The organism is Acidimicrobiales bacterium (assembly GCA_034521975.1).
Classification (GTDB): domain Bacteria; phylum Actinomycetota; class Acidimicrobiia; order Acidimicrobiales; family SKKL01; genus SKKL01.
The window spans coordinates 164,792-188,478 of record JAXHLR010000004.1 but is presented as its reverse complement, the minus strand read 5'-3'; the positions used below and the strand labels follow the sequence as shown (position 1 = coordinate 188,478).

The window sequence follows — 23,687 nt, the reverse complement described above, 5'->3', positions numbered from 1 at the left end:
TCGGCTCGACACGGTCGCGGTGGCGGCCCGGCGGTCGCCGGCACCGTCACCGCCACGCGGGTGTGCCACGGTGAGAGGGTGCCTACCACGATCTCCGACATCCGGCATCGGGCCAACCAGACCGCGCACCAACTGGCCGAGCGGCCCAAGGTCGCTCCCTTCATCGACCACGGCCGGGAGTACACCAGTGCGGTGCAGGAGCACCGGCTGACCGGCCTGGCTGCCGAGGTCGCGTTCTTCGCCGTGCTCAGCATGTTCCCTGCCATCCTCGCCCTGGCGTCGGCGATGGGCTCCATCGACGCCGTCATCGGCGAAGACGCCGCCGCCCGGGTGCAGGACGCGCTCGTCGAGGTGCTCCGCAACGCACTCGGTGCCGACGCGGGTCCCATCGCCGACGCGGTCGAGCGGCTCTTCGCCGAGTCCAACACCGGGCTGATCGGACTGGGCATCGTCCTCACCCTCTTCACCGTCTCGCGGGGGTTCAACGCGGTGATCAAGGCGCTCGACGTCGTCTACGATGTCCCGGAGACGCGGGGGCTGGTGAGGACGCGTCTGCTGGCGCTGGGCCTCGCCGCGGGGTCCTTGCTCGTCGGCGCCGCGGCCATGGCCATGGTGGTGCTGGGTCCGATGTTGGGCCAGGGCGTCGAGCTGGCCGATCGGCTGGGTTTCGGCGACGCGTTCGTCACCATGTGGACCTGGGTCCGGCCCCCGCTGGTCGTGCTGGCTCTCACCGGCTGGGCGGCCGCCATGTTCCACCTGGCACCCAACCACCACACGCCCTGGCGGAAGGACTTCCCGGGTGCGATCGTGACGATGCTGTTGTGGCTGCTCGGAACGGGAGGGTTCCGCATCTACCTGGAGGTGGCCAGCAACGATGCCAACGCGGTGCTCGGTGCCCTCGGTGGTGCCCTCACCCTGTTGCTGTGGCTCTATGTGATGGGGCTGGGGCTGCTGCTCGGTGCCGAGGTCAACGCCCAGCTCACCCGGCGGCGCCGGCGTCGTATCGCCGACGCCACCGCGGAGGAGTTCGCGGCCGCGGTCGCCCGGGCACCGACGGGGTAGCGTCGAGGCATGACCGACAGTTACCAACCACCGCTCCGCGACATCGAGTTCGTGCTCGACGAGTTCTGTGATCTCGGTCGGCTGGCATCGCTCGAACCCTTCGCCCACGCCGACCCCGACACGGTCAAGGCCGCGGTGCACGAGGCCGGACGGTTCATGGCCGAGGTCCTCGCGCCGACCAACCGGCCCGGTGACGAGCACGGGTCCACCCACCACGACGACGGCACGGTCACCACCCCACCGGGGTTCGTCGACGCCTATCGCCGCTACGTCGAGGCCGGCTGGGGCGGTGTCTCCTTCGCCCCCGAGCTGGGTGGCGGCGGTTTCCCGTGGCTCGTCACCATCGTCCTGCAGGAGCTGCTCACCAGCGCCAACATGTCGTTCTCGATGTGCCCGCTGCTCACCCAGGGCGCCATCGACATGTTGACCCACCACGGTTCGGTCGAACAGCAACAGACCTACCTGCCGAAGATGATCAGCGGCGAGTGGGCCGGGACCATGTGCCTCACCGAGGCCGAGGCCGGCTCCGACGTCGGGGCCTTGCGCACTCGCGCGGAACCCGCCGCCGACGGCACCTGGCGGCTCTCGGGCACCAAGATCTTCATCAGCTACGGCGAGCACGACCTCACCGACAACATCGTCCACCTCGTGCTGGCCCGCACCCCCGATGCGCCTCCCGGCACCAAGGGCATCTCGTGCTTCATCGTGCCCAAGTACCTGGTCGAGGCCGACGGCAGCCTCGGCGCCCGCAACGACGTGCGGTGCGTCTCCATCGAGCACAAGATGGGCATCAAGGCCAGCCCCACCTGCGTGCTGTCCTTCGGCGAGGACGACGGCGCGGTCGGCTACCTCATCGGCGACGAGAACGCAGGCATGTCCTACATGTTCACCATGATGAACACCGCCCGGCTCTCGGTCGGCGTCGAGGGTCTGTCGATCGCCGAGCGGGCGTGGCAGCCCGCCATCGCCTTCGCCGGCGAGCGGGTGCAGGGGCGGGCGGTGGGTGCGCCCCGAGGCACCAGCTCGCCGATCATCGAGCATCCCGATGTGCGCCGCATGTTGTTCACGATGAAGGCCTACACCGACGCGATGCGGGCGCTCATCTACGTCAACGCCGAGGCCATGGACCGTGCCCACCACGAGCCCGACGAAGCCGACCGCACCGCTGCCTCCGAGCTGGTCGACCTGCTCATCCCGCTGACCAAGGCGTGGTGCACCGACCTGGGCTCGGTCGTCACCTCGCTCGGCATCCAGGTGTACGGCGGCATGGGCTACATCGAAGAGACCGGCATGGCCCAGCACTACCGTGACGCCCGCATCGCCTCGATCTACGAGGGCACCAACGGCATCCAGGCCATGGACCTGGTGGGCCGGAAGCTGCCGATGCGGGGCGGGGGAGTGGTCACCGACCACCTGGCCCGGATTCGCGCGGTGGCCGACGAGCTCGGCGCGGCCGACACCGGGTTCGACCTGGCCCGCGACGAGCTGGTGGCGGCGATCGAGGCCACCGACGCCGCGACCACCTGGCTGATCGAGCACGGCCTCGACGATCCCAACAACGCGCTGGCGGCGGCCACCCCCTACTTGCGGATGCTGTCGGTCACCACCGGCGGTTGGCTCATGGCCCGCCAGGCCCTGGCTGCCGACCGACGTCGCGCCGATGCCACCAGCGACGCCGACCGCGAGTTCTACGACGGCAAGGTCGCGGTGGCGCGGTTCTTCCTCGAACAGCTCACGGGCGAGGTTCGTGGTCTGCTCCCTGCGGTCACCGCCGGTGCTGGCGCGCTCACCTCCACCGACCCCTCGGCCCTCGCCCCGTGAGCCTCGCCGGAGCCATCGTCGGGTCCATCCCCAGCCCGTCGAGCGGGTCGTTGTCGCTCGGGCCGCTCGACCTGCGGGCATACGGGCTCATGATCGCGCTCGGTGTCGTGGCCGCGGTCTGGCTCGCCCAACGACGGTGGGAGGGCAAGGGCGGCGACCACGACGAGATCGCCACCGTCGCCATGTGGGCCGTCCCCGCCGGCCTGATCGGCGCACGCCTCTACCACGTCATCACCGACTGGCAGAGCTACCAGGGGCGTTGGTTCGACGCGGTCAAGATCTGGGAGGGGGGCCTCGGCATCCCCGGCGGCATGGCGCTGGGTGTCGCGGTGGGACTGTGGGTCGCCCATCGGCGCGGAATCCGCATCCCGGTCGTGCTCGACGCCGCCGTGCCCGCTCTGCCCCTGGCCCAGGCCATCGGTCGGTGGGGGAACTGGTTCAACCAGGAGCTCTTCGGCCGGCCGACCGAGCTGCCGTGGGGACTCGAGATCGACCCCGCGCACCGTCCCACCGACTACGCCGACCACGCCACCTTCCACCCCACGTTCCTCTACGAGTCGTTGTGGAACCTGGGGCTGTGCCTGTTCTTGATCTGGCTGAACCGAACGGGCCGGCTGCGGCCGGGCTTCCTGCTCGCCGCCTACGCGGGGGGCTACTTCCTGGCCCGCCTCGGTATCGAGCTGCTGCGGGTCGATCCGGCCAGCCTGGTGCTCGGCGTGCGGATCAACGTGTGGGTCAGCATCGTGGGCCTCGTCACCGGCCTGGTGCTGGTGGTGCTGGGGCGTCGACGGGCCGGCGAGGAGGTCGACGAGCGCCCCTACTGGAACCGTCCCGAGGTGGCCGTCGAGTCGTGACGTCGGCTCACAGGGTGGAGACGGGGCGGTCTTCGGCCAGGCGGTTGAGGTAGCTCGTCCCGTTCACGGTGGCCTCCAGGCGATGGTAGGCGTGATGCTGGGAGAGGTCGCCGACCGGCTCGGCCGGGGGGTGCAGGAGCAGGTCACGCACGTCGTAGGCGATGGCATAGAGGCGCACCCGGTCGAACTGGTTGGGGAAGTCGAACAGCTCGGGGTAGTCCTCGGCCAGCCACCAGGGGACCTCCCGGTAGTCCTCGGACCGCGTGAGGTGCTCGTAGTCCTCGGCAACGTGGAGATGGGGGAGGGCGCAGAATCGCAGCAGCACGTCGAGGTCGAGGTCGGCGGGGCCCGATCGCGCCCACTCGAAGTCGAGCATGGCGGTGATGCGCCGACCGTCCCACAGGATGTTCTCGAAGGTGAGGTCGCCGTGCACGAGGGTGTTGGCGTCGAAGGGGGTGAGCGACTTGGCGGTGGTGGTCACCAGCGCATCGGTGCGGTCGAGGAGGCCGGGGTCCATGTGGGGGAGCTCGCGGAGGCGGTCGACCGCGACCAACAGGGGCATGACGGGGGAGAAGGTGCGGTCCGACAGCAGCTGGGGAACCGTGCTGTCGATGTCGGGAAGATCGGTCGGGGTGACGGTGCCGTGCAACGCTCGCAACGCTCCCGCCAGCTGATGGATGGCTTCGCGACGCTCGGTGGCCGACATCGCCGGCCAGCACCGCGACAGCACGTCGCCGGGCACGCGCTTGAGGATCAGCCAGTCCGAGCCGGGCTTGCCGCCGTAGGCGACGATCTCGGGGTACTGGATCTCGGGGGGCAGGTGTGGTGCCAGGGCGGCCTCGCGCCGCAGGCGCGGATCGAGGCGACGGTTGACCCGGATCACGTACTCGTCCGCGATCCACACCTCGTTGGTGACGCTGCTGGCCCGCTGCAACGGCATGTCGATGTCGAGGAAGGCCGCCTGCAGGGCGCGACGTGCTCGAGCGATCGCGAAGCTGCTCACCGTCCCACTCCTGAGTTCACCACAGCGGTGCTCCAATCGGCAGCGTGTGGCCGGTGTTGACGACTCGCCCCACATTCGGTGTTCGTCGCCACGACCGGGCTCACGCTCGGGCCTCGATGATCACGGCGGAGCCGAGCTCGCGCCACAACGGCGGCGCCCACGAGTCGAAGGGCCGGTCGCCGAGCACCGCCAGCGCCACCGGAACCTCGGGGTCGACCCACAGCAGCGACCCCGATCGTCCGAAGTGGCCGAAGGTGGTGGGCGAGGCCTCTGCCGGGGACCAGTGCGGATGCTTGTCGTCGGCCAGCTCGAGGCCGAGCCCCCAGTCGTTGTGCGGTTGCACCCCGAACCCGGGCAACACGCCTTCGAGGCCTGCGAACGCGACCGTGGTCAACAGCTCGCGGGTGGCGGGGGCGAGGAGGGTCGAGGTCGGGGCCATGAGCTCGGAGGCGAAGCGGGCCAGGTCGTCGATGGTGCCGGTCGCTCCGGTGTGCGCCCGGCCGGCGAGGGTGGTCGAGGACATGTCGAGCGGAGCCAGGACCGCTTCGGCGACGTAGGTGTCGATGCCCAGTTCGGTGCGGGCCTCGAGCAGGAGTCGGAGCTGTTCGTACCCGGTGTTGGAGTAGATGCGTCGGGTGCCCGGGTCCGCCAGCACCTCGTCGGTGTCGGTGTCGAGTCCCGAGGCGTGGGCCAGCAGGTGACGGACCGTGGACCCCGGTGGCCCAGCGGGCTCGTCGAGGTCGATCGACTCGTCTTCGACCGCGACGAGTGCGGCGACGGCGACGAGCGGCTTGGTCAACGACGCCCACTCGAACCGGGCGTCGAGGTCGCCGTCGGTGGTGATGTGTCGGTCGGGGAGCACGACCGCGGCGGCGACACGATCCACCGGCCACTGGTGGATCGAGGACAAGAGGTCCATCACCTCGGCACGCTAGCGTCGCTGTAGGGTCGGAGCCGTGACCGACCCTTCTCCCTACCAGCCAGGTGCTGCCGGGCGCCGGGTGCGCCGCAGCTTCGCGTTCGTCGACCTGTCCGGTTTCACCAGCCTCACCGACACCCAAGGCGACGAGCAGGCGGTCGAGGTGCTCACCCTGTTCCGCAACGCCGTGCGTGGGGTTGCGGGGTTCAACGGGGTCCGGGTCGCCAAGTGGTTGGGTGACGGCGCCATGATCGTCAGCATCGAGACCGAGCCGCTCGTCGAGGCCGTGCTCGAGATCGAACGCCGGATGCAGGAGGGCGGGTCCATCCTTCCGTTGCGGGCCGGGATGGCCAGCGGCGACGTGATCCTGTTCGAGGGCGACGACTACATCGGGCGGGCGGTCAACATCGCCGCCCGCTTGTGCGACCTGGCCGGTCCACGCCAGGTGCTGGCCCCGGTCGACATGGTCGAGCGCTCCTATCCGCCGGATGCGGTCGATCACATCAGCCTCAAGGGAATGAACCGCCCGGTCGAGGTGGTTGACCTACAGGCGATTCGTTCCTGAACCGTTCGCGCACGCGCGCCCCGGGCATCGCCCGGCCGATCCACCTCCCGGGAGGGACCCCATGTCTGTGTACGAGACACCCATCGCCGCGCTCGACGGGGGCTCCACACCCAGCCTCGCCGACCAGCAGGGCAAGTTGACCCTGATGGTGAACGTGGCCTCCAAGTGCGGCCTCACCCCCCAGTACAGCGGCCTCGAGGAGCTGCACGAGCGCTACGCCGACCGGGGGTTCGCGGTGTTGGGGTTCCCCTGCAACCAGTTCGGCGAACAGGAGCCCGGCAGCCCCGACGAGATCGCCACCTTCTGCAGCACCACCTATGGGGTCACCTTCCCCATGTTCGAGAAGCTCGACGTCAACGGCGAGGCTCGGCACCCGCTCTACCAGGAGCTGACCAAGGCGCCCGACGACGAGGGCAAGGCAGGCGACATCGCCTGGAACTTCGAGAAGTTCCTCGTGTCGCCCGAGGGCGAGGTGGTGAAGCGCTTCCGGCCCCTCACCGAGCCCGACGATCCTGCGGTGGTCGAGGCGATCGAGGCCCATCTGCCTGATTGAGCCGTGGTTCGGCTAGGGTGATGATCCGAGGGAGCGGCCGGTCGGTCGCCCTCGAGGGCCATCTCCATCGCGGGCCAGTGTGTCGCCCGTCCGCTCGGCAGAAGGCCCACTTCGAGTCTTCATCCGAGGGGCGAGTGCCCCTGAACCTGTCTGGAGCATCTGTGCCACCCACCTTCTCTTCACTCGGCGTCTCGGCCGACCTCTGCGACGCGCTCGCCGAGCGCGGCATCACCACCGCCTTTCCCATACAGTCCATGGCCATCCCCGACGGGCTGGCCGGCCGCGACATCTGCGGCAAGGCCAAGACCGGGTCGGGCAAGACCCTGGCCTTTGGCATCCCGGTCATCGAACAGCTCGGCAAGGCCGAGCCGGGCCGCCCCACCGGAATCGCCCTGGTGCCGACCCGCGAGCTGGCCGTGCAGGTCCGCGACGAGCTCGACGCGCTGGCCGCCACCCGAGGCTTGAACGTCACCGCCATCTATGGCGGCTCCGACATCGACAAGCAGATCCGCAAGCTCGAGAAGGGCGTCGACCTGGTCATCGCCACCCCCGGGCGCATGATCGATCTCATCGAGCGGGGCGAGGTCACCGTCGCCGCGGTCACCCACATCGTCATCGACGAGGCCGACCGCATGGCCGACATGGGGTTCATGCCCCAGGTCGAGTGGGTGCTGCGCCACGCCAAGTCGGTCGACCAGACCCTGTTGTTCTCCGCCACCCTCGACGGTGCGGTCGACGGGCTGATCCAGCGGTACCAGACCGATCCCGTCGTGCACTCGGTCGCGGCCGAGGCCGAGTCGGTCGATCGGATGGAGCACCGGTTCATCCAGGTCCACCAGATGGACAAGGCCAAGGTGGCGGCTTCCATCGCCCGGTCGTCGTCGCGCACCCTGTTGTTCAGCCGCACCAAGCGGGGGGCCGACCGCTTGGCCGAAGCGCTGCAGAAGGAGGGCGTCAAGGTCGCCCCCATCCACGGCGACCTCCGCCAGGTGGCCCGCGAGCGGGCGCTGTCCGACTTCCAGGAGGGCAAGCTCGTGGCGCTGGTGGCCACCGACGTTGCGGCTCGTGGGATCCACGTCGACGACGTCGACGTCGTGGTGCACTACGACCCGCCCGAGGACCACAAGACCTACCTGCACCGCTCGGGACGCACCGCGCGTGCCGGCTCGGCCGGCCTGGTGGTCACCCTCGTGCTGTGGGACCAAGAGCTCGAGGTGAAGCGGCTCCAGAAGCGGGTCGGGCTCAACATCCCGATCGTCGAGATGTTCTCGAACGATCCGCGCCTGTCCGATCTGGTCGCCTGGGATCCCAGCTCCGTCAGCGCCTAGGGCCAGATCCCCACCCTGCGCGGTCAGCGCGACCGGATTTGGTAGCTGTGCGTGTTGTTTGGTCCGTTCGGCCCATATCTGGCGCCGTAGCAGCGGCGATGACTCCTGTGTACGGGTCCACCTCTATGGCCCCGGCGAGGGAAACCAGGTAGCTATGAGCGGCACAGAAGCCACCAAACGAAGACGATTGCTGCGACGCCGCAGATCGGCCGAGGACGAGGGCGCCGCCCTCGTTGAGTTCGCGCTCGTCCTGCCGATCCTGGCGCTGTTCATGTTCGGCATCGTCGAATTCGGCCTCACCCTCAATGACTACCAATCCCTCCGCCAGGGCGCCCGGGAAGGCGCCCGCCAGGCCGTCGTCGCCGACTACTCCGGTGGTCGGGCTGAGTGCGCGTCTGGAGGGCCTGTGGACCAGGTCGTCTGCCTGACGAAGGCCCGGACGAGCGTGGACGGCACGCTGGTGCGGGTGAACTTCACCGAAGGAGACCCCGACGAAGCTCGAGACTTCGGAGTGGTCGAGGTCTGTGTGGCCAAGGAGCTGAGCTCCTACTCTGGTTTGATGGGCCCCTTCATCGATGGACGGGTGATCAGCTCGTCGATCGAGATGAGGGCAGAACGCCAGTTGGACGGGCTGACATCAGGTGGCGACTCGCCACCGGCCGGGTCGGGTTGGGAGGCATTGTGCAACTGATCGCTCGAATGTGGCGCCCCATGGTCGGGCAGGAACGGGACCGAGGTGTCGTTCTCGTCTTGGTCGCGGTCTTCATGGTCGTCGTCGCCGGGATGGCGGCGTTCGCCATTGACCACGGGTTCTCGCGGCAGGAGGCACGCCAGGCGCAGGGGGTCGGAGACGCGTCGGCGTTGGCCGCAGCAGCAGAGCTGCCGGTACCGGCCCCCGACCCCGACGACGCCGAGCGGGCCCGCGAGGTTGCAGCCGAGTACGTGGCAACGAACAGCTTCGGCTCGACGGCCGGGCTGACCGAGGTGGACTGCTCCGGAACGGTCCCTCCTGACGCCGCTTGCTTCTCGGTGCAGGGTGTCGACATCGTGGTCGCCACCCCCTACGCGATGCCCGATCCCTCACCCGAGCCCCACAACCTGATTTACGTGCAGGTGTGTCGCCCATCGGAGACGTTCTTCGGTGGCGTCTTCGGTGCCACCGCCCCGACGGTGTGCCGCACCTCGGTGGGCTACCGGCAGAACGCAGCTGGTGGGTTCGGCATGGGCCTGGTCAGCCTCAACAAGACCGCATGCCCGGGGATCCTGTTCAGCGGCAACAGCGACACCGTCCTCACCTCCGACGGAGCGGTCATGGTCAACTCGGACTGTGAATCGGGAGCAATGGCCGCCAACGGCGCATCTTGGCGTCTCGAGGCTGCCTATATCGGGGTGGTCGGCGGTACCGCCCTCGCGCCCTGCGACCCCCTAACTCAGACCACACAGTGCACCGAGACCACACCGCACACTGGGATCCCACACTTCGATGATCCGCTGGCGGGCACACCGATCCCGAATGCATCGGACCACCCGCTCCGTACCTGCCCCAGCAGTGGCGGAGGCCCCCCGGGCCCACGGGTCATGGAACCCGGTCGCTATGTCAACTGTGGGAACACCCCTCCAGGAACCTTGGTCCTCAGGCCAGGTCTCTACTACATGGATGGCAGCTTCACGGTCAACTCCAACACCCAGGTGATCTGCGCCAACACCGGCACCCCAACCTCGGTGCCCCACGGTGAAGGCTGCGACGGGGTGACGTTCTTCATTGCCGCCGGGAGCAGCCAGTTCAATGGCACCTCCAACCTCTACATCCCGCCTCCGTCGACCGGACCCTATGCCGGAATCTCGATCTTCCAGCATCCGAACAACACCAGCACCCTCACGGTGAACGGCACCAGCGACTTCTCCGAGATCGGCTCGATCTACGCCCCGGCCGGCAAGGTGGACTTCTCCGGCAACGGTCAGATCAACGTGAACGGCATCGTCGTGTCGAGTCTTGTCGAGCTGAATGGCAACTTCGACCTGACCATCAACGTCCCTGACGACGCGGATGAGTATGAGCCTGAGGACATCATGGGTCTCTGGGACTGAGCAGCTTTTCAGTCCGGAGTGGCTTGCAGCGAGCATGAGGAGCTGGTCGCCGTATGATCGCCACGGTGCGGTCCGTCGCCCGTGGACAAGGAAGGTTCCTCACCCCTCTACCGGTGGCGGAGTGGCTGGCGAGGACTGGGCTGAGCGAGCGGTCGGCTCGTACCGTCGCCGACCCCGGAGCTGGTGACGGACGGCTCCTCGATGCCGCCATGCGGGCGGGGAGCACTGTGGGGTTCGCTGCTGATCTCGAGGCTGGACAACCGGTCGGCTTGAGCGCGCTGGCACAGTGGATCCGCGCCAACACCCTCCTGGAGGGGCTCGACGCTTGGCCGGACGCGCCGCCCGAGGGGTTCGACCTGGTGATCGGCAACCCGCCGTTCCGGGGCCAGCTGCAGGCCGAGACCTGGCTGCAACCCGAGGAGCGGGCCCAGCTCGTGGCGAGCGCTACGGGCCCGACCTGGCCCGGGGCTATGTCGACACCGCCTCGCTGTTCCTGGTCGCCGCCTGCGAGATGGCGGCCCCGACCGGCCGCGTGGCGCTCATCATGCCCCTGTCGTTCCTCGCCGCCCGCGACGCCGCCCCGGCGCGGCGGCGGGTGCTCGAGCTGGCCACCCTCGAAGGCCTGTGGATCTGCCCCGACTTCGTGTTCCCCGACGCCCAGGTGCAGGTCTGCGCCGTCATCCTCGACCGATCCGGTCCCCGACGTCGCCCGGTGCGGCGGTGGGTGGGGGAGCGGTTCGACCCGATCGAACCGGCACAGGTCGACAGCGACCAGCTCATGGACGCCCCCACCTGGAGCCACCTGGCCGCCCCCGCCTTCGACATCCCCGAGGTGGACCTCCCCGAGCTGGGCACCCTCGGTGAGCTCGTCTCGGCCACCGCAGGGTTCCGCGAGCAGTTCTACGGTCTGGCGCCTCTGGTCGCTGAACACCCCGACGGCGACACCGGCCACGATGGACTGGCGCCACTCGTCACCAGCGGGCTGATCGACCCCGGCTCGGTGGCATGGGGCCGACGACCGGCGCGCATGGGCGGCATCACCTGGGCCCGCCCTGCGGTCGACCTCACCCGCCTCGATCCCGCGGCTCCCCTTGGTCGGTGGGTGAACCAGCGCCGGCGACCCAAGCTGCTCGTCGCCACCCAGACCAAGGTGATCGAAGCCGCCCCCGACCCGGCTGGCGAGCTCATCCCGTCGACACCGGTCATCGCCGCCCACGTCGACGGCGACGACCTGTGGCGGGCCCTCGCCGTCCTCCTGGCACCCCCGGTCACGGCTTGGGCCCGTGCCCGCTACACCGGCGCGGCGCTGTCGGCCACCGCCATCAAGCTCTCGGCCCGCCAGGTCGAAGGCCTGCCCCTGCCCGTCGACTCGAACCGGTGGGCAGCGGCGGCCGACCTGCTGGCCGCAGCCCACCAGCAGCACGGCCGACTCTGCCTCGATGACCTGCGAGTCGCGGGCGAGCACATGACCGCCGCCTACGGCTGTGACCCGATGATCACCGAGTGGTGGGCGAACCTGCTCTGAGCGCCACAGCCGCGCGACGGCCACCGATCGCGCCGCGCCGGGATCGCTCCCCGGTTGTGGAACCGAGCTCTTGGCGGGTGATACTGCTGCCCGATGAAGCTGGCGCTGCGAGAGATCCGTCGAGCCAAGCTTCGCTTCGGGCTGCTCTCGGGAGCGGTCGGGCTGCTCGTGTTCCTCATCCTGTTCCAGCAGACCCTGCTCGGCACGCTCGTCGGTTACTTCACCGGCGCCCTCGAGCACCAGTCCGGCGAGGTCGTGGTCTACAACGAGGAGGCCCGGCAGAACCTGGCCGGTTCCCGGGTGACCGAGGAACAGATCGATGCCATCGCCGGGATCGAGGGCGTCGGCGAGGTCGGCCCGCTGGGGCAGGGGACCTTCACGGTGATCGCCGGCGGCGACGAGACCGATGCCGCCATCTGGGGCTACGAGCTCGGAGGGCCGGGCGAACCGACACGGTTGGTCGAGGGTCGCCTCCCCGAATCCGGGTTCGAGGCGGTCGCCAGCGCGGTCGACGCCTCGGCGGGCTTCGACATCGGCGACGAGGTGAACCTCGCCGGGGGATCGGTCACCATCACCGTCGTCGGCCTCGCCGCCGACAGCCGCTTCAGTGTGCAGCCGGTCATGTTCGTCGACTACCCGACCTGGGAGGCCGCAGCCCGCGCCGTCAACCCCGATGCCCCCGCCCTGTTGCCCTCGGCCGCCCTCGTCCACCTGGCCGCCGGGGCCGATGCGGCCGCGGTGGCCGAGCGCATCACCGCCCAGGTGGCGGGGGTCGAGGCGCTCGATCGTGCCACCGCGGTCGACTCGCTGCCCGGCGTCTCGGCGGTGAGCCAGTCGTTCGGGCTCATCTTGTTGCTCTCGTTCGTCGTGGTGACCCTGGTCGTCGGGTTCTTCTTCCTCATCATCACCGTGCAGAAGCTCCCCGCGCTCGGCCTGTTGAAGGCGCTCGGCTACTCGACCGCCAGCCTGGTGCGCTCGGTGGTCGCCCAGGTCGTGATGGTCACCGCCCTCGGCATCGCCCTCGGTGCCGCGATGCTCGTCGGGGCGAGCCTCGCCTCGGGAGAGGCGTTCCCCATCTCGGCCGATCCCGTCCTCATCGCCGGCACCGGCCTGGCGGTCCTGGTGCTCGCCGCGGTCTCGTCGGTGGGTTCGATGCGGCGCGTGGCCCGCCTCGATGCCACCACCGTCGTCAACGGCCAGACCCTCGGAGGACTCGAGTGAGGATCGCGCTCCGAGAGCTGTGGCGCCGCCCGGGCCGCTTCGCCGTCGCCGGATCCGCCCTCACCCTGCTCGTCGTGCTCCTGTTGCTGCTCGGGGGCCTGCTCGACGGGCTCTACCTCGGATCCACCGGCCTCTATCGCCAGCAGCAGTCCGAGTTGCTCGTCTACTCGGCCGATTCGAGCGAATCGCTGGTTCGCTCCCGCATCGACGGCGAGCTGCGCTCCACGGTCGAGGACGTCGACGGGGTCGACGCGACCCACGGCATCGGTGTCGCGCTCGTCGGGTTCCGGGCCGTCGACGGCGAACTGGGCGACGCCACCGTCATCGGCTACGAGGGCGCGATCGCGGGCGTGCCCGAGCCACCCGGCCCCGGTGAGGCCTTCGCCGACCGCCGGCTCGAAGCCGTTGGCGTCGAGGTCGGCGACACCGTCGAGGTCGGCCCCGAGCAGGTGCCGGTCACCGTCGTGGGCTGGGTCGAGGATCTGGCCTACCTGCTCCAGGGCGGGCTGCTCGTCGAACCCGGCACCTGGCGCGAGGTGCTCGCCCGCTCGCGTCCCGACGCCGCCCTCCCCGACGGGGCGTTCCAGGCTCTGGCCGTCGAGGTCGACGGCGGCGACCCGTCGATGGTCGCGGCGAACATCGACGACGCCACCGGAGGCGCCACCTCGACCCTCACCGTCGACGCGGCGATCGATGCCATGCCAGGGGTGACCGAGCAGTCCACCACGTTCAACCAGATCATCACCGTGACCTTCGTCGTCGCCGGACTGGTCGTCGCCCTCTTCTTCGCCTTCGTCACCATCGAACGCACCGCCCAGTACGGGGTGCTCAAGGCCATCGGCTCGTCGTCGGGCCAGATCTTCGCCGGTCTCGTGGTCCAGGCCGTCGTGGTCACCGCCGGGGCGTTCGTGCTCGGGGGAGTCATCTCGCTCGGCCTGGCCCAGGTCGTCCCCCCCGACATCCCACTTCTGCTCGAGCCGTCCCGCGCCGCGTTCGTGGCTGTCGGGATGCTCGTCACCGCCCTGGTGGGTGGATCGATCACCCTCCGCCGGGTGATCCGCATCGACCCTGCCGCCGCCATCAGCTGATCCGGAGACCCCATGCCCGCGCTCGAGATGAACGATGTCCGCAAGACCTACCGCTCGGGTCCGAGCCAGGTCGTCGCCCTCGACCACGCCAGCCTCACCCTCGGCGACGACGAGATCCTGGCCCTGGTCGGACCGTCGGGTTCGGGCAAGACCACCCTGTTGTCGATCGCCGGGGGACTGTTGACACCGACCTCGGGGTCGGTGGTCATCAACGGCGAGGAGGTCTCGTCGCTCGACGCGAAGGGCCTCACCCGGTTCCGCCGCGACCAGGTCGGGTTCGTGTTCCAGTCGGTCAACCTCATCCCGTTCCTCACCGCCAGGGAGAACCTCCTCGTCGTGGCCGAGATGGGTCGACGCGACACCAAGGAGAGCCGTCGGCGGGCCGACACGCTGCTCGACGAGCTCGGACTGGCCGACCGGTCCGGCAACCTGCCGGGCGAGCTCTCCGGTGGTGAGCGCCAGCGGGTGGCGATCGGTCGCGCCCTGATGAACGAGCCGTCGCTGGTGCTCATCGACGAGCCCACCTCCGCGCTCGACACCAAGCTCGGCGAACAGGTGATGGAGCTCATCACCAGCGAGGTCAAGAGCCGCAGCACGGCAGCGATCATCGTCACCCACGACACCCGCATGACCCACCACGCCGACCGCCGCGTCGAGATCAGCGACGGAATGCTCACCGCCTGAGCGGTGTCATCCCGGCCTCGCAGCTCCGGTACCCTCGGGCCGGAATCGGGACGAGAGGGGACCATGTGAGCTGGAACTTCGGCGACGTGTTCGAGGCGGTCGCGGGCGCGGTGCCCGACGCCCCGGCACAGATCCAGGGCGAGGTGGTCCGCACCTGGGGCGACTTCGACCGTCGAGCCAACGCGTTGGCGGCAGATCTGCTCGACGCCGGTCTGGGACAGCAGTCCAAGGTCGGCGTCTACCTCTACAACTGCCCCGAGTACTTCGAGATCGTCCACGGCTCGTTCAAGGCGGCGATGGTGCCGTTCAACACCAACTACCGCTACGGGCCCGACGAGGTCGCCTACCTGTTCGACAACGCCGACGCCGAGGCCGTGGTCTTTCACACCAGCTTCGCCGAGCTCATCGACCGCATCCGCGGCGAGCTGCCCGCCGTGCGGCGCTGGTACGCCATCGACGACACCGGCAGCGGCATCCCACCGTGGGCCGCCGACTACCAGGCCCTGGTCGGCGAGGGAGCCGACCGGGTCGTGCCGCCCTGGGGGCGCAGCGGCGACGACATCCTCATGCTCTACACCGGCGGCACGACCGGCATGCCCAAGGGCGTCATGTGGCGCCAGGACGACCTGTTCACCGTGCTCGGCCGCGGCGGAAACGCTCTCGTCGGTAGCGCACCGGCCGAGTCGCTCGACGACATCGCCGAGCGGGCGACCGGCGGGGTGAGCCTGCTGGTGGCCTGCCCCATGATGCACGGCACCGGTCAGTTCAGCGCCTTCGGCATCATGCAGCTCGGCGGAGCCGTCGTCGCCCTGCCCAGCCGCCACTTCGATTCCGCCGAGCTGTGGCGGGTCGTCGACGAGCGCTCGGTCAACGTCCTCTCCATCGTCGGCGACGCCTTCGCCAAGCCGATGCTGGCCGAGCTCGACGCCAACCGCGACCGCTACGACCTCTCCAGCGTGGTGGCCATGATCTCCTCGGGTGTCATGTGGAGCCAGGAGGTCAAGGACGGTCTCATCGGCCACATCCCCCAGGTGACGCTGTCGGACAACTTCGCGTCCTCCGAGGCGCTCGGCATGGGCGCGTCGGTGTCCAGTGCCGACCGCACCGAGTCCACCGCCAAGTTCAGGGTGGGGCCCCGCTGCAAGGTGTTCACCGACGACGGCCGCGAGGTGGCGCCCGGATCGGGTGAGGCGGGGATGGTCGCGGTCGGCGGTGCGATCCCGGTCGGCTACTACAAGGACCAGGCCAAGACCGACGCCACGTTCCGGACCGTCGACGGGGTTCGATACTCGATCCCCGGCGACTGGGCCACGGTCAACGATGACGGCACCCTCAACCTGTTGGGCCGGGGGTCGGTCTGCATCAACACCGGGGGCGAGAAGGTCTACCCCGAAGAGGTCGAGGAGGCGCTCAAGCGGCACCCGACGGTGAACGATGCGGTGTGTGTCGCCGTACCCGACGAGCGCTTCGGCGAAGCCATCTGCGCCGTGGTCGAACCCGCCGCGGGCGGCCAGGCTCCGACCCTCGACGAGCTCAGCGCCCACGTGAAGGGGGGCCTCGCCGCCTACAAGGCGCCGCGGCACCTGGTCGTGGTCGAGACCATCGGTCGGGCCGTCAACGGCAAGGTCGACTACAAGCGCCTCACCGCCCAGGCGCGCGAGGTGGTCGGCACCGGCTGAGCATCGTCGGGCTCGACCACGGTCCGTTGTGCTTGACGCACGCCTCGGCGCCCGCGAAGCTGGAGGGCGCATCAGGAGTGGCCCGCACGGTCGGGCTCGGCAACCTGGGACTGGACGCCCAAGGTGCCTCCCACCTCGGTGGGGATGTGGTCGAGTGGCCAACACTCGGCAACGAAGCGTCCGGGCGAGATCCCGCCCGTTCCACCGGCCAACGGGCGTCCATCCCACAGAGTCAGCTCCCGAGTGCGACCGACGAACTCGATGGAGGAGCATGGGATGGAGAGGCACTCACCGCTACGCTCACGGCGTGCGCGTGCGCGCCTCCATCCGTCGCCGGAGAACGAGCCGGTGACCACCGACCCCACCACCAACGGCGACCTCGCTGCGCCCGCCGGCGCCGACAACCACCTGGCGCGATCGGGTCGCCCCCAGACCCATCCCAGCCGGCTGCCGGCCACCGGCGCCTGGCGTCCCGGCGACGAGGTCGGACGTCGCCGGTTCTTCCACCTGCCCGCCGAGCGGCCCTTCGCCCTCGAAGGCGGTGGGGTGCTCCGGGGCGTCGACATCGCCTACGAGACCTGGGGCGAGCTCGACGCCGAGGGCACCAACGCCGTGCTCGTCGAACACGCCCTCACCGGCGACTCGCACGTGGCGGGATCGAGCGGGCACGGGCACCCGGTGATGGGATGGTGGGACGATCTGGTCGGACCGGGCAAGGCCATCGACACCGACCGGTGGTTCGTGGTGTGTGTCAACGTGCTCGGTGGTTGTCAGGGCACCACCGGACCCGCCTCGATCGACCCTTCCACCGGTCGCCCCTACGCCGCCCGCTTCCCGGTGGTCACGATCCGCGACATGGTCCGCACCCAGGCGGCGCTGCAGGTCCACCTCGGCATCGAGCGGTGGCTGGCCGTCGTCGGCGGGTCGATGGGCGGCATGCAGGCCCTCGAGTGGGCGGTGATGTACCCCGACCGGGTCCGGGCGGTGGGCGCGCTGGCCACCTCGGTCGCGGCCAGTGCCCAACAGATCGCCTGGAGCCACGTGGGCCGTCACGCGGTGGCCAACGATCCCCGCTGGCGCGACGGTGACTACTACGACGCCGAACCCGGTGACGGTCCCCACGAAGGTCTCTCGCTGGCCCGCCAGATCGCCCAGATCCACTATCGCAGCGAACCGGTGTTCCAGGAGCGCTTCGATCGCCGCACCGTCGAGCCGGTCGACCGCCTCGAGCTCTGGGACCGCTTCCAGGTCGAGAGCTACCTCGATTACCACGGCGAGAAGCTCGTCCGGCGCTTCGACGCCAACTCCTACCTGTTGTTGAACAAGGCCATGGACCTGCACGATCTGGCCCGCAAGCGCGGCGACACCGCCCGGGCGCTCGACCGGGTGGCAGCCCCGGTGCTGACCCTCGCCATCAACTCCGACACCCTCTATCCCCCCTACCAACAGGAGCTGTTGCGCGACGAGCTGGCGGAGCGGGGTCGGCTGTTCGACCACGTGTGCATCTCCAGCCCCCACGGCCACGACGGCTTCCTCCTCGAACCCGAACAGGTCGGACCGCCGCTGACCGCACTGCTCGACGAGGCCGACAAGCATGGATGAGCTCCTCCACCTGGAGACCCGCGCCATTCGCGGCGGTCGCGACGACAACGACACCGCCCTGGCTCCCATCCTCTGGGCCACCACCACCTTCGTCACCCCCACCGTCGAGGACAGCCGGCGCATGGCCACCGTGGCCGGGGCACCGCGCTTCTACACCCGCTACGGCAACCCCACCGTCTGTGCGTTCGAGCAGGCGATCGCCGACCTCGAAGGGGCCGAGTCGGCCCGAGCGTTCGCCTCGGGCATGGGTGCGGTCAGCGCGATCATCCTCGGTCTGTGTTCGGCGGGCGACCACATCGTTGCCCAGCGCCAGCTCTACGCCGGAACCCAGCTGCTGTTGCAGGCGGCGTGTCCCCGGTTCGGGATCGACGTCACCTTCGTCGACGGCACCGAGCCCGGAGCCTTCGCCGAGGCGGTTCGTCCGGGCAAGACGGTGCTGGTGTTCGCCGAGACCCCGGCCAACCCCCAGCTCGACATCGTCGACCTCGACGCCGTGGGCCAGATTGCCGGGCCGATGACCGTGGTCGACTCCACCTTCGCCACCCCGCTCGCCCAGCGCCCGCTCGAGCACGGGGTCGACCTGGTGATCCACTCGGCCACCAAGACGATCGGCGGCCACAACGACGCCAGTCTCGGGGTCGTGGCCGGCAGCGAGGAGCTGCTCACCTGGCTGTGGGGCTTCGCGGTGCTCCAGGGGGCCAACGCCTCGCCGTTCGACGCCATGAACGGCCTGCGCGGCCTGCGCACCCTCGGGGTGCGGTTCGAGCGCCAGTGCGAGACCGCACACCGCCTGGCCGAGGTGCTCGAAGCCCACCCCAAGGTGGCCCGGGTCCGCTACCCGGGACTGGCGTCGCACCCACAGCACGACCTCGCCAAGGCGCAGATGGACCACTTCGGTGGGCTGGTCACCTTCGACCTGGCCGACGGCTACCAGGCCGGATGTGTGTTCGTCGAGACCACCGAGCTGTGCCAGCTCGCTCCTTCGCTCGGCGGCCCCGAGACCCTGGTCACCCACCCGGCCTCGACCACCCACGTGGGCCTCACCCCCGATGAGCTGGCCGCGGCCGGCATCAGCCCGGGCACGGTGCGCCTCTCGGCGGGCCTCGAGCACGCCGACGATCTCGTCGCCGACGTGCTCGCCGCCCTCGACCGCATCCCGACCTGAGCCCGCGGCCGCTGCTCCTGGCGCTCCCACCAGAAACATCAGTTCCGCCACCGACAGCAGTCCACGCGCCCATGGGCGCGCGAACTGCTGCTGGAGAGCACTTGACGCGCCCATGGGTGCAGCTGCCGCGCAGCAGGATCAGGTCAACGGGGCTGGAACAGGTAGTGGCTGACGAGGAACTCGTTGCCGCGCCGGTAGCCCCACAGCTGGGCCGAGGCCATGAAGAACACCCGCCAGCGGTGGAACCAGGCCTCGGCTCGATCGGCACCGTAGGTGGCGGCCAGGATCGGCAACACCGCGTCGCGGCGCTGGTCCAAGCGGGAGAGCCACGCGTTGAGCGTCCGCTGGTAGTGGCGCCCCGAGAGTCGCCAGTGATCGACCAGGTCGAGGTCGCAGGCCACGCGAGGGAGCAGGTCATCAGAGGGCATCACCCCGCCGGTGAAGAAGTAGCGGCCCATCCAGTCGCCGGCCGATCCCGCGTCGAACTCCCACCCCATCTCGCGGTGGGCGAACACGTGAGCGAACGCCAGACCGTCGGGCTCGAGCCAACGGGCGATGCGGACCAGCAGCTCCCCGTGGTTGTTCACGTGTTCGAGCATCTCCACCGACACGACCCGGTCGAAGGTGCCCTCGGGTTCGAAGTCGGCGATGTCGGCGGTGACCACGGTGAGGTTGTCGACCCCCGCGTCGGCGGCCCGGGCTTCGATGTGGGCCCGCTGGGTGGCCGAGTTGGACACCGCGACGATGTCGGACCCGGGATACCGCTCGGCCATCCAGAGCGACAGCGACCCCCAGCCGCATCCCAGCTCGAGTACCCGTTGACGGTCGGAGAGACGGGCTCTGGCGGCGGTGAGGGCGAGGGTGGCCTCCTCGGCGTCGGCGAGATCGTCCACCCCGGCGGGCCAGATCGCGGCCGAGTACTTCAGCCGGGGTCCGAGGACCTGTTCGAAGAACGAGGTGGGCACTTCGTAGTGCTGGCGGTTGGCGTCATCGACGTGACGGGTCACCGGCCCCTTCGTGCGGGCCTCGATGAACGACCGGAGGCGCTCGGAACGCTCGTCGACGCTGCCCCGCGTCTCGTGGCGCACCTTGGCCGCGACCCTGGCGGTGATGATCCGTCGCAGCAACGGGTCGGGCACCAGCCCATGATCGATCACCGGCTCCCACCACGCCGCGCCCGGCGTCACCGCGCTCATCGGCCCGATCTGGTGGGTGCGGCGATGGCGGCGGGGCGCCAGTCGGGGCGGGCGAAGGTCGCCTGCACCACCGAGACGTAGCGCTCGGCGAAGGCACCCTCGCAGTAGGCGAAGTAGAAGTCCCACAGCCGCAGGAACGCCTCGTCGATCTCCAGGTCGCCCAGCCGGGCCTCCTGCTTGAACAGACGCTCGCGCCAGCGGGCCAGGGTCAAGGCGTAGTGCTGGCCCATGTCCTCCAGACCGGTGAGGGCAAGATCGGTGGAGCGGGCCGTGGAGCGGACCATGGCCTCGACCGACGGCAGGCAGCCGCCGGGGAACACGTACCGCTTGATGAAGTCCTGGGTGGTCTTGGCCCGCTCGTAGCGCTGGTCGGGCAACACGATGGCCTGCAGGGCCATCCGTCCGCCGGGTCGCAGCAGTTGCCCGCACGTGGCGAAGAACCGGTCGTGCTCTCGCCAGTCGACCGCCTCGATCATCTCGATCGACACCAGCGCGTCGTAGGTGCCGGCCAGATCGCGGTAGTCGTCGCCCAGCACCGTCACCAGGTGGTCGAGGCCCTCGGCGGCCACCCGCCGGCGGGCGTGGTGCTCCTGTTCGGCCGAGATGGTGGTGGTGGTGACCCGGCACCCGTGCTCGCGGGCGGCGTGCACGGCGAAGCCACCCCAGCCGGTGCCGATCTCGACGACGTGGTCGTCGGGGCCGAGGTCGAGCTTGGCGCAGATGCGCTCGAGCTTGGCGGTCGAGGCGTCGGCGAGGGTGTCGGCCGGATCGGCGAACCAGGCCGAGGAGTACATCATCGTGTCGTCGAGGAACAGCTCGAAGAACTCGTTGCCCAGGTCGTAGTGGGCCGAGATGTTGAGCCGGTCGCGGTGGGGGTCCTCGGGGCGGAGACGACGGACGAGGTCGGTGGCGGGGGAGACGAACCGATCGATCCCGTTGCGGACGCGATCGAGGCGGGGCAGGTTGCGGGCCAGGATCCGCACCAGCGTCGGCAGGTCGTCGCAGTCCCACCAGCCGTCGACGTAGGCCTCTCCCATGCCCGCGCTTCCCCGGAGGAGGACCGCGCGGTAGGTCGCGATCGCCGGCACCGCCACGGTCACCGCCAGGTTGCTGTCCGGCGGGCCGAAGGTGCGGGTGCCGATGGGGTCCTCGACGGTGATCCGGCCCTGCTGGATGCGGTCGAGCAGGGCGAAGATGGCACTCCGCGCGGCGTGGTCGGCCGGGTTGGTGCGCCGGGGGTGGGGACGTCGGGACGTGGGTCGAACCGAGGTGCTCACCGCGACGGGACCTCCTGGCCGTGACGGTCGGGGTGGGGGTGGAGGGGCACCCGCTTGCGCCACAGTCGAAGCGCCTGGGTGTGGATGCCGAGCGAGACCCGCATGGTGAGCAGCGGGTGGCGGGCCAGGCTGGCGAGCAGCGCCGGGTCGGTCATCGGTCGGGAGGTCAGGTCGACCCCGGCGGCGAAGGGCTCGGTGTCGCCGTCGATGGTCGCGACCCGGACCCGCAACCGCTCGCCGGAGACGTCGATGTCGAATCGGTAGTGCTGGTCCATGCCCATGAACGGCGAGACGTGCAACGCCTTGTCCTCGACGTGGCCGTGCACACCGGTGGCGTCGGCAGGCAGCACGTACTGGTGACGCTCCTTCCATGGCGTGTTGGTGACGTCGGCGACGATCCACGCCAGGGTTCCGTCGGCGTCGTGGCAGAGGTAGAGCACGATCGGGTTGAAGCACCAGCCGAGGGTGCGCAGGTGCCCGACCAGGCGGATCGGGCCGTGCGGCCGGGTGCCGGTGCGATGCTCGACCAGGTCGCGCACCTCGGTGGCCAGGTCGGTCGCGGGGTCGCCGAGGTAGTCGCGGCGTTCGAAGCGCAGCGGGCGGCCGCGCCCGGTTCCGAGCATCCGGAGGTGATCGAGGGTGTGGTCGATCCGGTCGAGGTCGAGGTCGGCCCACCACATCCGGTAGTCGAACCGGTGGCGGCTCGGGGACGAGCGCTGGTGCCACACGCTGCCCGTCCAGATCATCCCTCCGGCACTGCCTGCGGTCATGGCCGTCTCCGATGTTGATCGACGAGGGCGGCGGCCACCTCGTCGCTGCTGGCCACCCCATCTTCGTGGAAGCCATACCCCCACCAGGCCCCCACGAACCAGGTGTTGCGGCGACCCTGGATCTGGTGGCGCCGGGCCTGGGCGGCAAGGGTGCCGGGGTCATAGACCGGATGGCTGTACTCGAACTGACCGAGCACGGTGGACGGGTTGATCTCGTCGGGGCGGTTCAGCGTCACACAGATCTCGTGGGCCGAGTCGAGCGACTGGAGACGGTTCATCCAGTAGGTGAGGGTCGGACGCCTCCGCTCCTCGACCGTCACGTGGTAGTTCCAGCTCGACCAGGCACGCGGCGACCGGGGCAGCATCGCGGTGCCGGTGTGCAACGTGGCCACGTTGGGTTGGAACCGGATCGCCCCCAGGATCTCGTGCTCGGCAGGGGTGGGGTCGCCGAGCAGCTCCAGCGCCTCGTCGGCGTGACAGGCGAGGATCACCTGGTCGAACCGCTCGGGCTCATGGTCCGCGGTCACCAGCTCCACCCCACCGTCCCCACCATCGGGGTCGCGCACCACCTTCTCGACCCCCTGACCCAACCGGATGCGGTCGCGGAACGGGGCGACGAGGCGATCCACGTACTGCGCCGATCCGCCGGTGACGGTCCGCCACGCCGGGCGGCCACCGAGGGAGAGCAGGCCGTGGTTGTCGAGGAACCGGAACAGCGACGCCGACGGGTAGCGGCCGAAGGTCGTCGGATCGGCCGACCAGATGGATGCGCCGAGGGGGACCACGTAGTCCTCCACCACGGCGCCGCGGAAGCGGTGTTCGGTGAGGAACTCGTCGAGGGTGGGGCCCGGCTCGGTCGATGCGGTGGTGGCAAGCAGGGCGTGGGCCGCCCGATTGAAGCGGAGGATGTCGGCCAGCATCCGCCAGTGGCGAGGACGGACGAGATCACCCCGGTGGGCGAACAGCCCGTCGAGGCTCGACCCGGACCACTCGTGGTCGGTGCGCTCGTTGCGCACGCTGAAGCTCATCTCGCTCGGCTGGGTCTCGACGCCGAGCTCGGCCAGCAGCCGGGTGAAGCGCGGGTAGTTCGCCTCGTTGTAGACGATGAACCCGGTATCGACGTGGTGGGTCTCGTCGGCCAGGTCGACCCGGACCGTGTTGCTGTGGCCCCCGACGCGGTCGGCCCCCTCGAACAGGGTGACCTCATGTGAACGGTGGAGTCGGTGCGCGCAGGCCAGTCCGGAGATGCCGGTGCCGACGATCGCGAGCTTCATGCACCCATTCCGT

Annotated in this window: 21 protein-coding genes and 1 riboswitch; of the genes, 15 read left to right on the top strand and 6 right to left on the bottom strand. The window is 69.8% G+C overall.

Annotation, left to right across the window (positions count from 1 at the left end):
* Positions 1-78 precede the first annotated feature (78 nt).
* From U5K29_05270 to lgt, 3 genes are read left to right on the top strand one after another with little or no spacing between them, the layout of a single operon-like run.
* Complete coding sequence (locus tag U5K29_05270; GenBank protein ID MDZ7677938.1) at positions 79-1,062, top strand: YihY/virulence factor BrkB family protein; 984 nt, start codon at positions 79-81, stop codon at positions 1,060-1,062.
* Between the two features lie 9 nt (positions 1,063-1,071).
* A complete protein-coding gene (locus U5K29_05265; GenBank protein MDZ7677937.1) occupies positions 1,072-2,883 on the top strand; it encodes an acyl-CoA dehydrogenase C-terminal domain-containing protein in 1,812 nt (603 codons plus the stop codon).
* On the top strand, positions 2,880-3,737 hold the full coding sequence (gene lgt / locus U5K29_05260) for a prolipoprotein diacylglyceryl transferase (GenBank protein ID MDZ7677936.1): 858 nt from the start codon (positions 2,880-2,882) through the stop codon (positions 3,735-3,737). The genes U5K29_05265 and lgt overlap by 4 nt, the downstream gene beginning before the upstream one ends.
* A gap of 7 nt (positions 3,738-3,744) precedes the next feature.
* On the opposite strand, the gene U5K29_05255 is transcribed toward lgt, so the two are convergent.
* Positions 3,745-4,740 carry an aminoglycoside phosphotransferase family protein gene (locus U5K29_05255; protein MDZ7677935.1) on the bottom strand — a complete coding sequence of 332 codons (996 nt, stop codon included), beginning with the start codon at positions 4,738-4,740 and terminating at the stop codon, positions 3,745-3,747.
* A gap of 100 nt (positions 4,741-4,840) precedes the next feature.
* The gene (locus U5K29_05250; GenBank protein ID MDZ7677934.1) at positions 4,841-5,659 is read right to left on the bottom strand and encodes a serine hydrolase domain-containing protein; all 819 of its coding nucleotides are present in this window, start codon (positions 5,657-5,659) and stop codon (positions 4,841-4,843) included.
* Between the two features lie 37 nt (positions 5,660-5,696).
* Here U5K29_05250 and U5K29_05245 point away from each other — a divergent pair, with 37 nt between their 5' ends.
* The 12 genes from U5K29_05245 (at position 5,697) to U5K29_05190 (ending at position 19,157) form a co-directional block, all read left to right on the top strand.
* The gene (locus U5K29_05245; GenBank protein ID MDZ7677933.1) at positions 5,697-6,224 is read left to right on the top strand and encodes an adenylate/guanylate cyclase domain-containing protein; all 528 of its coding nucleotides are present in this window, start codon (positions 5,697-5,699) and stop codon (positions 6,222-6,224) included.
* A 61-nt stretch (positions 6,225-6,285) separates the two neighbouring features.
* Positions 6,286-6,777, top strand: a complete 492-nt coding sequence (locus tag U5K29_05240; GenBank protein ID MDZ7677932.1) for a glutathione peroxidase — start codon at positions 6,286-6,288, stop codon at positions 6,775-6,777.
* A gap of 161 nt (positions 6,778-6,938) precedes the next feature.
* Positions 6,939-8,105, top strand: a complete 1,167-nt coding sequence (locus U5K29_05235; protein MDZ7677931.1) for a DEAD/DEAH box helicase — start codon at positions 6,939-6,941, stop codon at positions 8,103-8,105.
* A gap of 58 nt (positions 8,106-8,163) precedes the next feature.
* The gene (locus tag U5K29_05230) at positions 8,164-8,796 is read left to right on the top strand and encodes a TadE family protein (GenBank protein ID MDZ7677930.1); all 633 of its coding nucleotides are present in this window, start codon (positions 8,164-8,166) and stop codon (positions 8,794-8,796) included.
* A gap of 59 nt (positions 8,797-8,855) precedes the next feature.
* Positions 8,856-10,193: a hypothetical protein gene (locus U5K29_05225; GenBank protein MDZ7677929.1), complete on the top strand. Its 1,338-nt coding sequence runs from the start codon at positions 8,856-8,858 to the stop codon at positions 10,191-10,193.
* 325 nt (positions 10,194-10,518) lie between these two features.
* The gene (locus U5K29_05220; protein ID MDZ7677928.1) at positions 10,519-11,718 is read left to right on the top strand and encodes a hypothetical protein; all 1,200 of its coding nucleotides are present in this window, start codon (positions 10,519-10,521) and stop codon (positions 11,716-11,718) included.
* 93 nt (positions 11,719-11,811) lie between these two features.
* Complete coding sequence (locus tag U5K29_05215) at positions 11,812-12,939, top strand: FtsX-like permease family protein (GenBank protein ID MDZ7677927.1); 1,128 nt, start codon at positions 11,812-11,814, stop codon at positions 12,937-12,939.
* Complete coding sequence (locus U5K29_05210) at positions 12,936-14,027, top strand: ABC transporter permease (protein ID MDZ7677926.1); 1,092 nt, start codon at positions 12,936-12,938, stop codon at positions 14,025-14,027. The genes U5K29_05215 and U5K29_05210 overlap by 4 nt, the downstream gene beginning before the upstream one ends.
* A gap of 12 nt (positions 14,028-14,039) precedes the next feature.
* The gene (locus U5K29_05205; protein MDZ7677925.1) at positions 14,040-14,711 is read left to right on the top strand and encodes an ABC transporter ATP-binding protein; all 672 of its coding nucleotides are present in this window, start codon (positions 14,040-14,042) and stop codon (positions 14,709-14,711) included.
* A gap of 65 nt (positions 14,712-14,776) precedes the next feature.
* A complete protein-coding gene (locus U5K29_05200; protein ID MDZ7677924.1) occupies positions 14,777-16,390 on the top strand; it encodes an acyl-CoA synthetase in 1,614 nt (537 codons plus the stop codon).
* Between the two features lie 63 nt (positions 16,391-16,453).
* A riboswitch (SAM-I-IV-variant riboswitch) is annotated at positions 16,454-16,576 on the top strand.
* 162 nt (positions 16,577-16,738) lie between these two features.
* On the top strand, positions 16,739-17,992 hold the full coding sequence (locus tag U5K29_05195) for a homoserine O-acetyltransferase (protein ID MDZ7677923.1): 1,254 nt from the start codon (positions 16,739-16,741) through the stop codon (positions 17,990-17,992).
* Positions 17,985-19,157, top strand: a complete 1,173-nt coding sequence (locus tag U5K29_05190; GenBank protein ID MDZ7677922.1) for a PLP-dependent aspartate aminotransferase family protein — start codon at positions 17,985-17,987, stop codon at positions 19,155-19,157. The genes U5K29_05195 and U5K29_05190 overlap by 8 nt, the downstream gene beginning before the upstream one ends.
* A 143-nt stretch (positions 19,158-19,300) precedes the next feature.
* Here the strand turns inward: U5K29_05190 and U5K29_05185 are convergent, their stop codons facing one another.
* From U5K29_05185 to U5K29_05170, 4 genes are read right to left on the bottom strand one after another with little or no spacing between them, the layout of a single operon-like run.
* Positions 19,301-20,353, bottom strand: a complete 1,053-nt coding sequence (locus U5K29_05185) for a cyclopropane-fatty-acyl-phospholipid synthase family protein (protein MDZ7677921.1) — start codon at positions 20,351-20,353, stop codon at positions 19,301-19,303.
* Positions 20,350-21,630: a cyclopropane-fatty-acyl-phospholipid synthase family protein gene (locus U5K29_05180; GenBank protein ID MDZ7677920.1), complete on the bottom strand. Its 1,281-nt coding sequence runs from the start codon at positions 21,628-21,630 to the stop codon at positions 20,350-20,352. The genes U5K29_05185 and U5K29_05180 overlap by 4 nt, the downstream gene beginning before the upstream one ends.
* The gene (locus U5K29_05175) at positions 21,627-22,400 is read right to left on the bottom strand and encodes a DUF1365 domain-containing protein (protein MDZ7677919.1); all 774 of its coding nucleotides are present in this window, start codon (positions 22,398-22,400) and stop codon (positions 21,627-21,629) included. The genes U5K29_05180 and U5K29_05175 overlap by 4 nt, the downstream gene beginning before the upstream one ends.
* Complete coding sequence (locus U5K29_05170) at positions 22,397-23,674, bottom strand: FAD-dependent oxidoreductase (protein MDZ7677918.1); 1,278 nt, start codon at positions 23,672-23,674, stop codon at positions 22,397-22,399. Before U5K29_05170 ends, U5K29_05175 begins: the two co-directional genes overlap by 4 nt.
* Between the last annotated feature and the right edge of the window lie 13 nt (positions 23,675-23,687).

Bases quoted from the DNA above. Each gene is read 5' to 3' on its own strand.
- U5K29_05265 (MDZ7677937.1), top strand. From the start codon at position 1,072: ATGACCGACAGTTACCAACCACCGCTCCGCGACATCGAGTTCGTGCTC.
- U5K29_05250 (MDZ7677934.1), bottom strand. From the start codon at position 5,659: ATGGACCTCTTGTCCTCGATCCACCAGTGGCCGGTGGATCGTGTCGCC.
- U5K29_05240 (MDZ7677932.1), top strand. From the start codon at position 6,286: ATGTCTGTGTACGAGACACCCATCGCCGCGCTCGACGGGGGCTCCACA.
- U5K29_05215 (MDZ7677927.1), top strand. From the start codon at position 11,812: ATGAAGCTGGCGCTGCGAGAGATCCGTCGAGCCAAGCTTCGCTTCGGG.
- U5K29_05205 (MDZ7677925.1), top strand. From the start codon at position 14,040: ATGCCCGCGCTCGAGATGAACGATGTCCGCAAGACCTACCGCTCGGGT.
- U5K29_05190 (MDZ7677922.1), top strand. From the start codon at position 17,985: ATGGATGAGCTCCTCCACCTGGAGACCCGCGCCATTCGCGGCGGTCGC.
- U5K29_05185 (MDZ7677921.1), bottom strand. From the start codon at position 20,353: ATGAGCGCGGTGACGCCGGGCGCGGCGTGGTGGGAGCCGGTGATCGAT.
- U5K29_05175 (MDZ7677919.1), bottom strand. From the start codon at position 22,400: ATGACCGCAGGCAGTGCCGGAGGGATGATCTGGACGGGCAGCGTGTGG.
- U5K29_05170 (MDZ7677918.1), bottom strand. From the start codon at position 23,674: ATGAAGCTCGCGATCGTCGGCACCGGCATCTCCGGACTGGCCTGCGCG.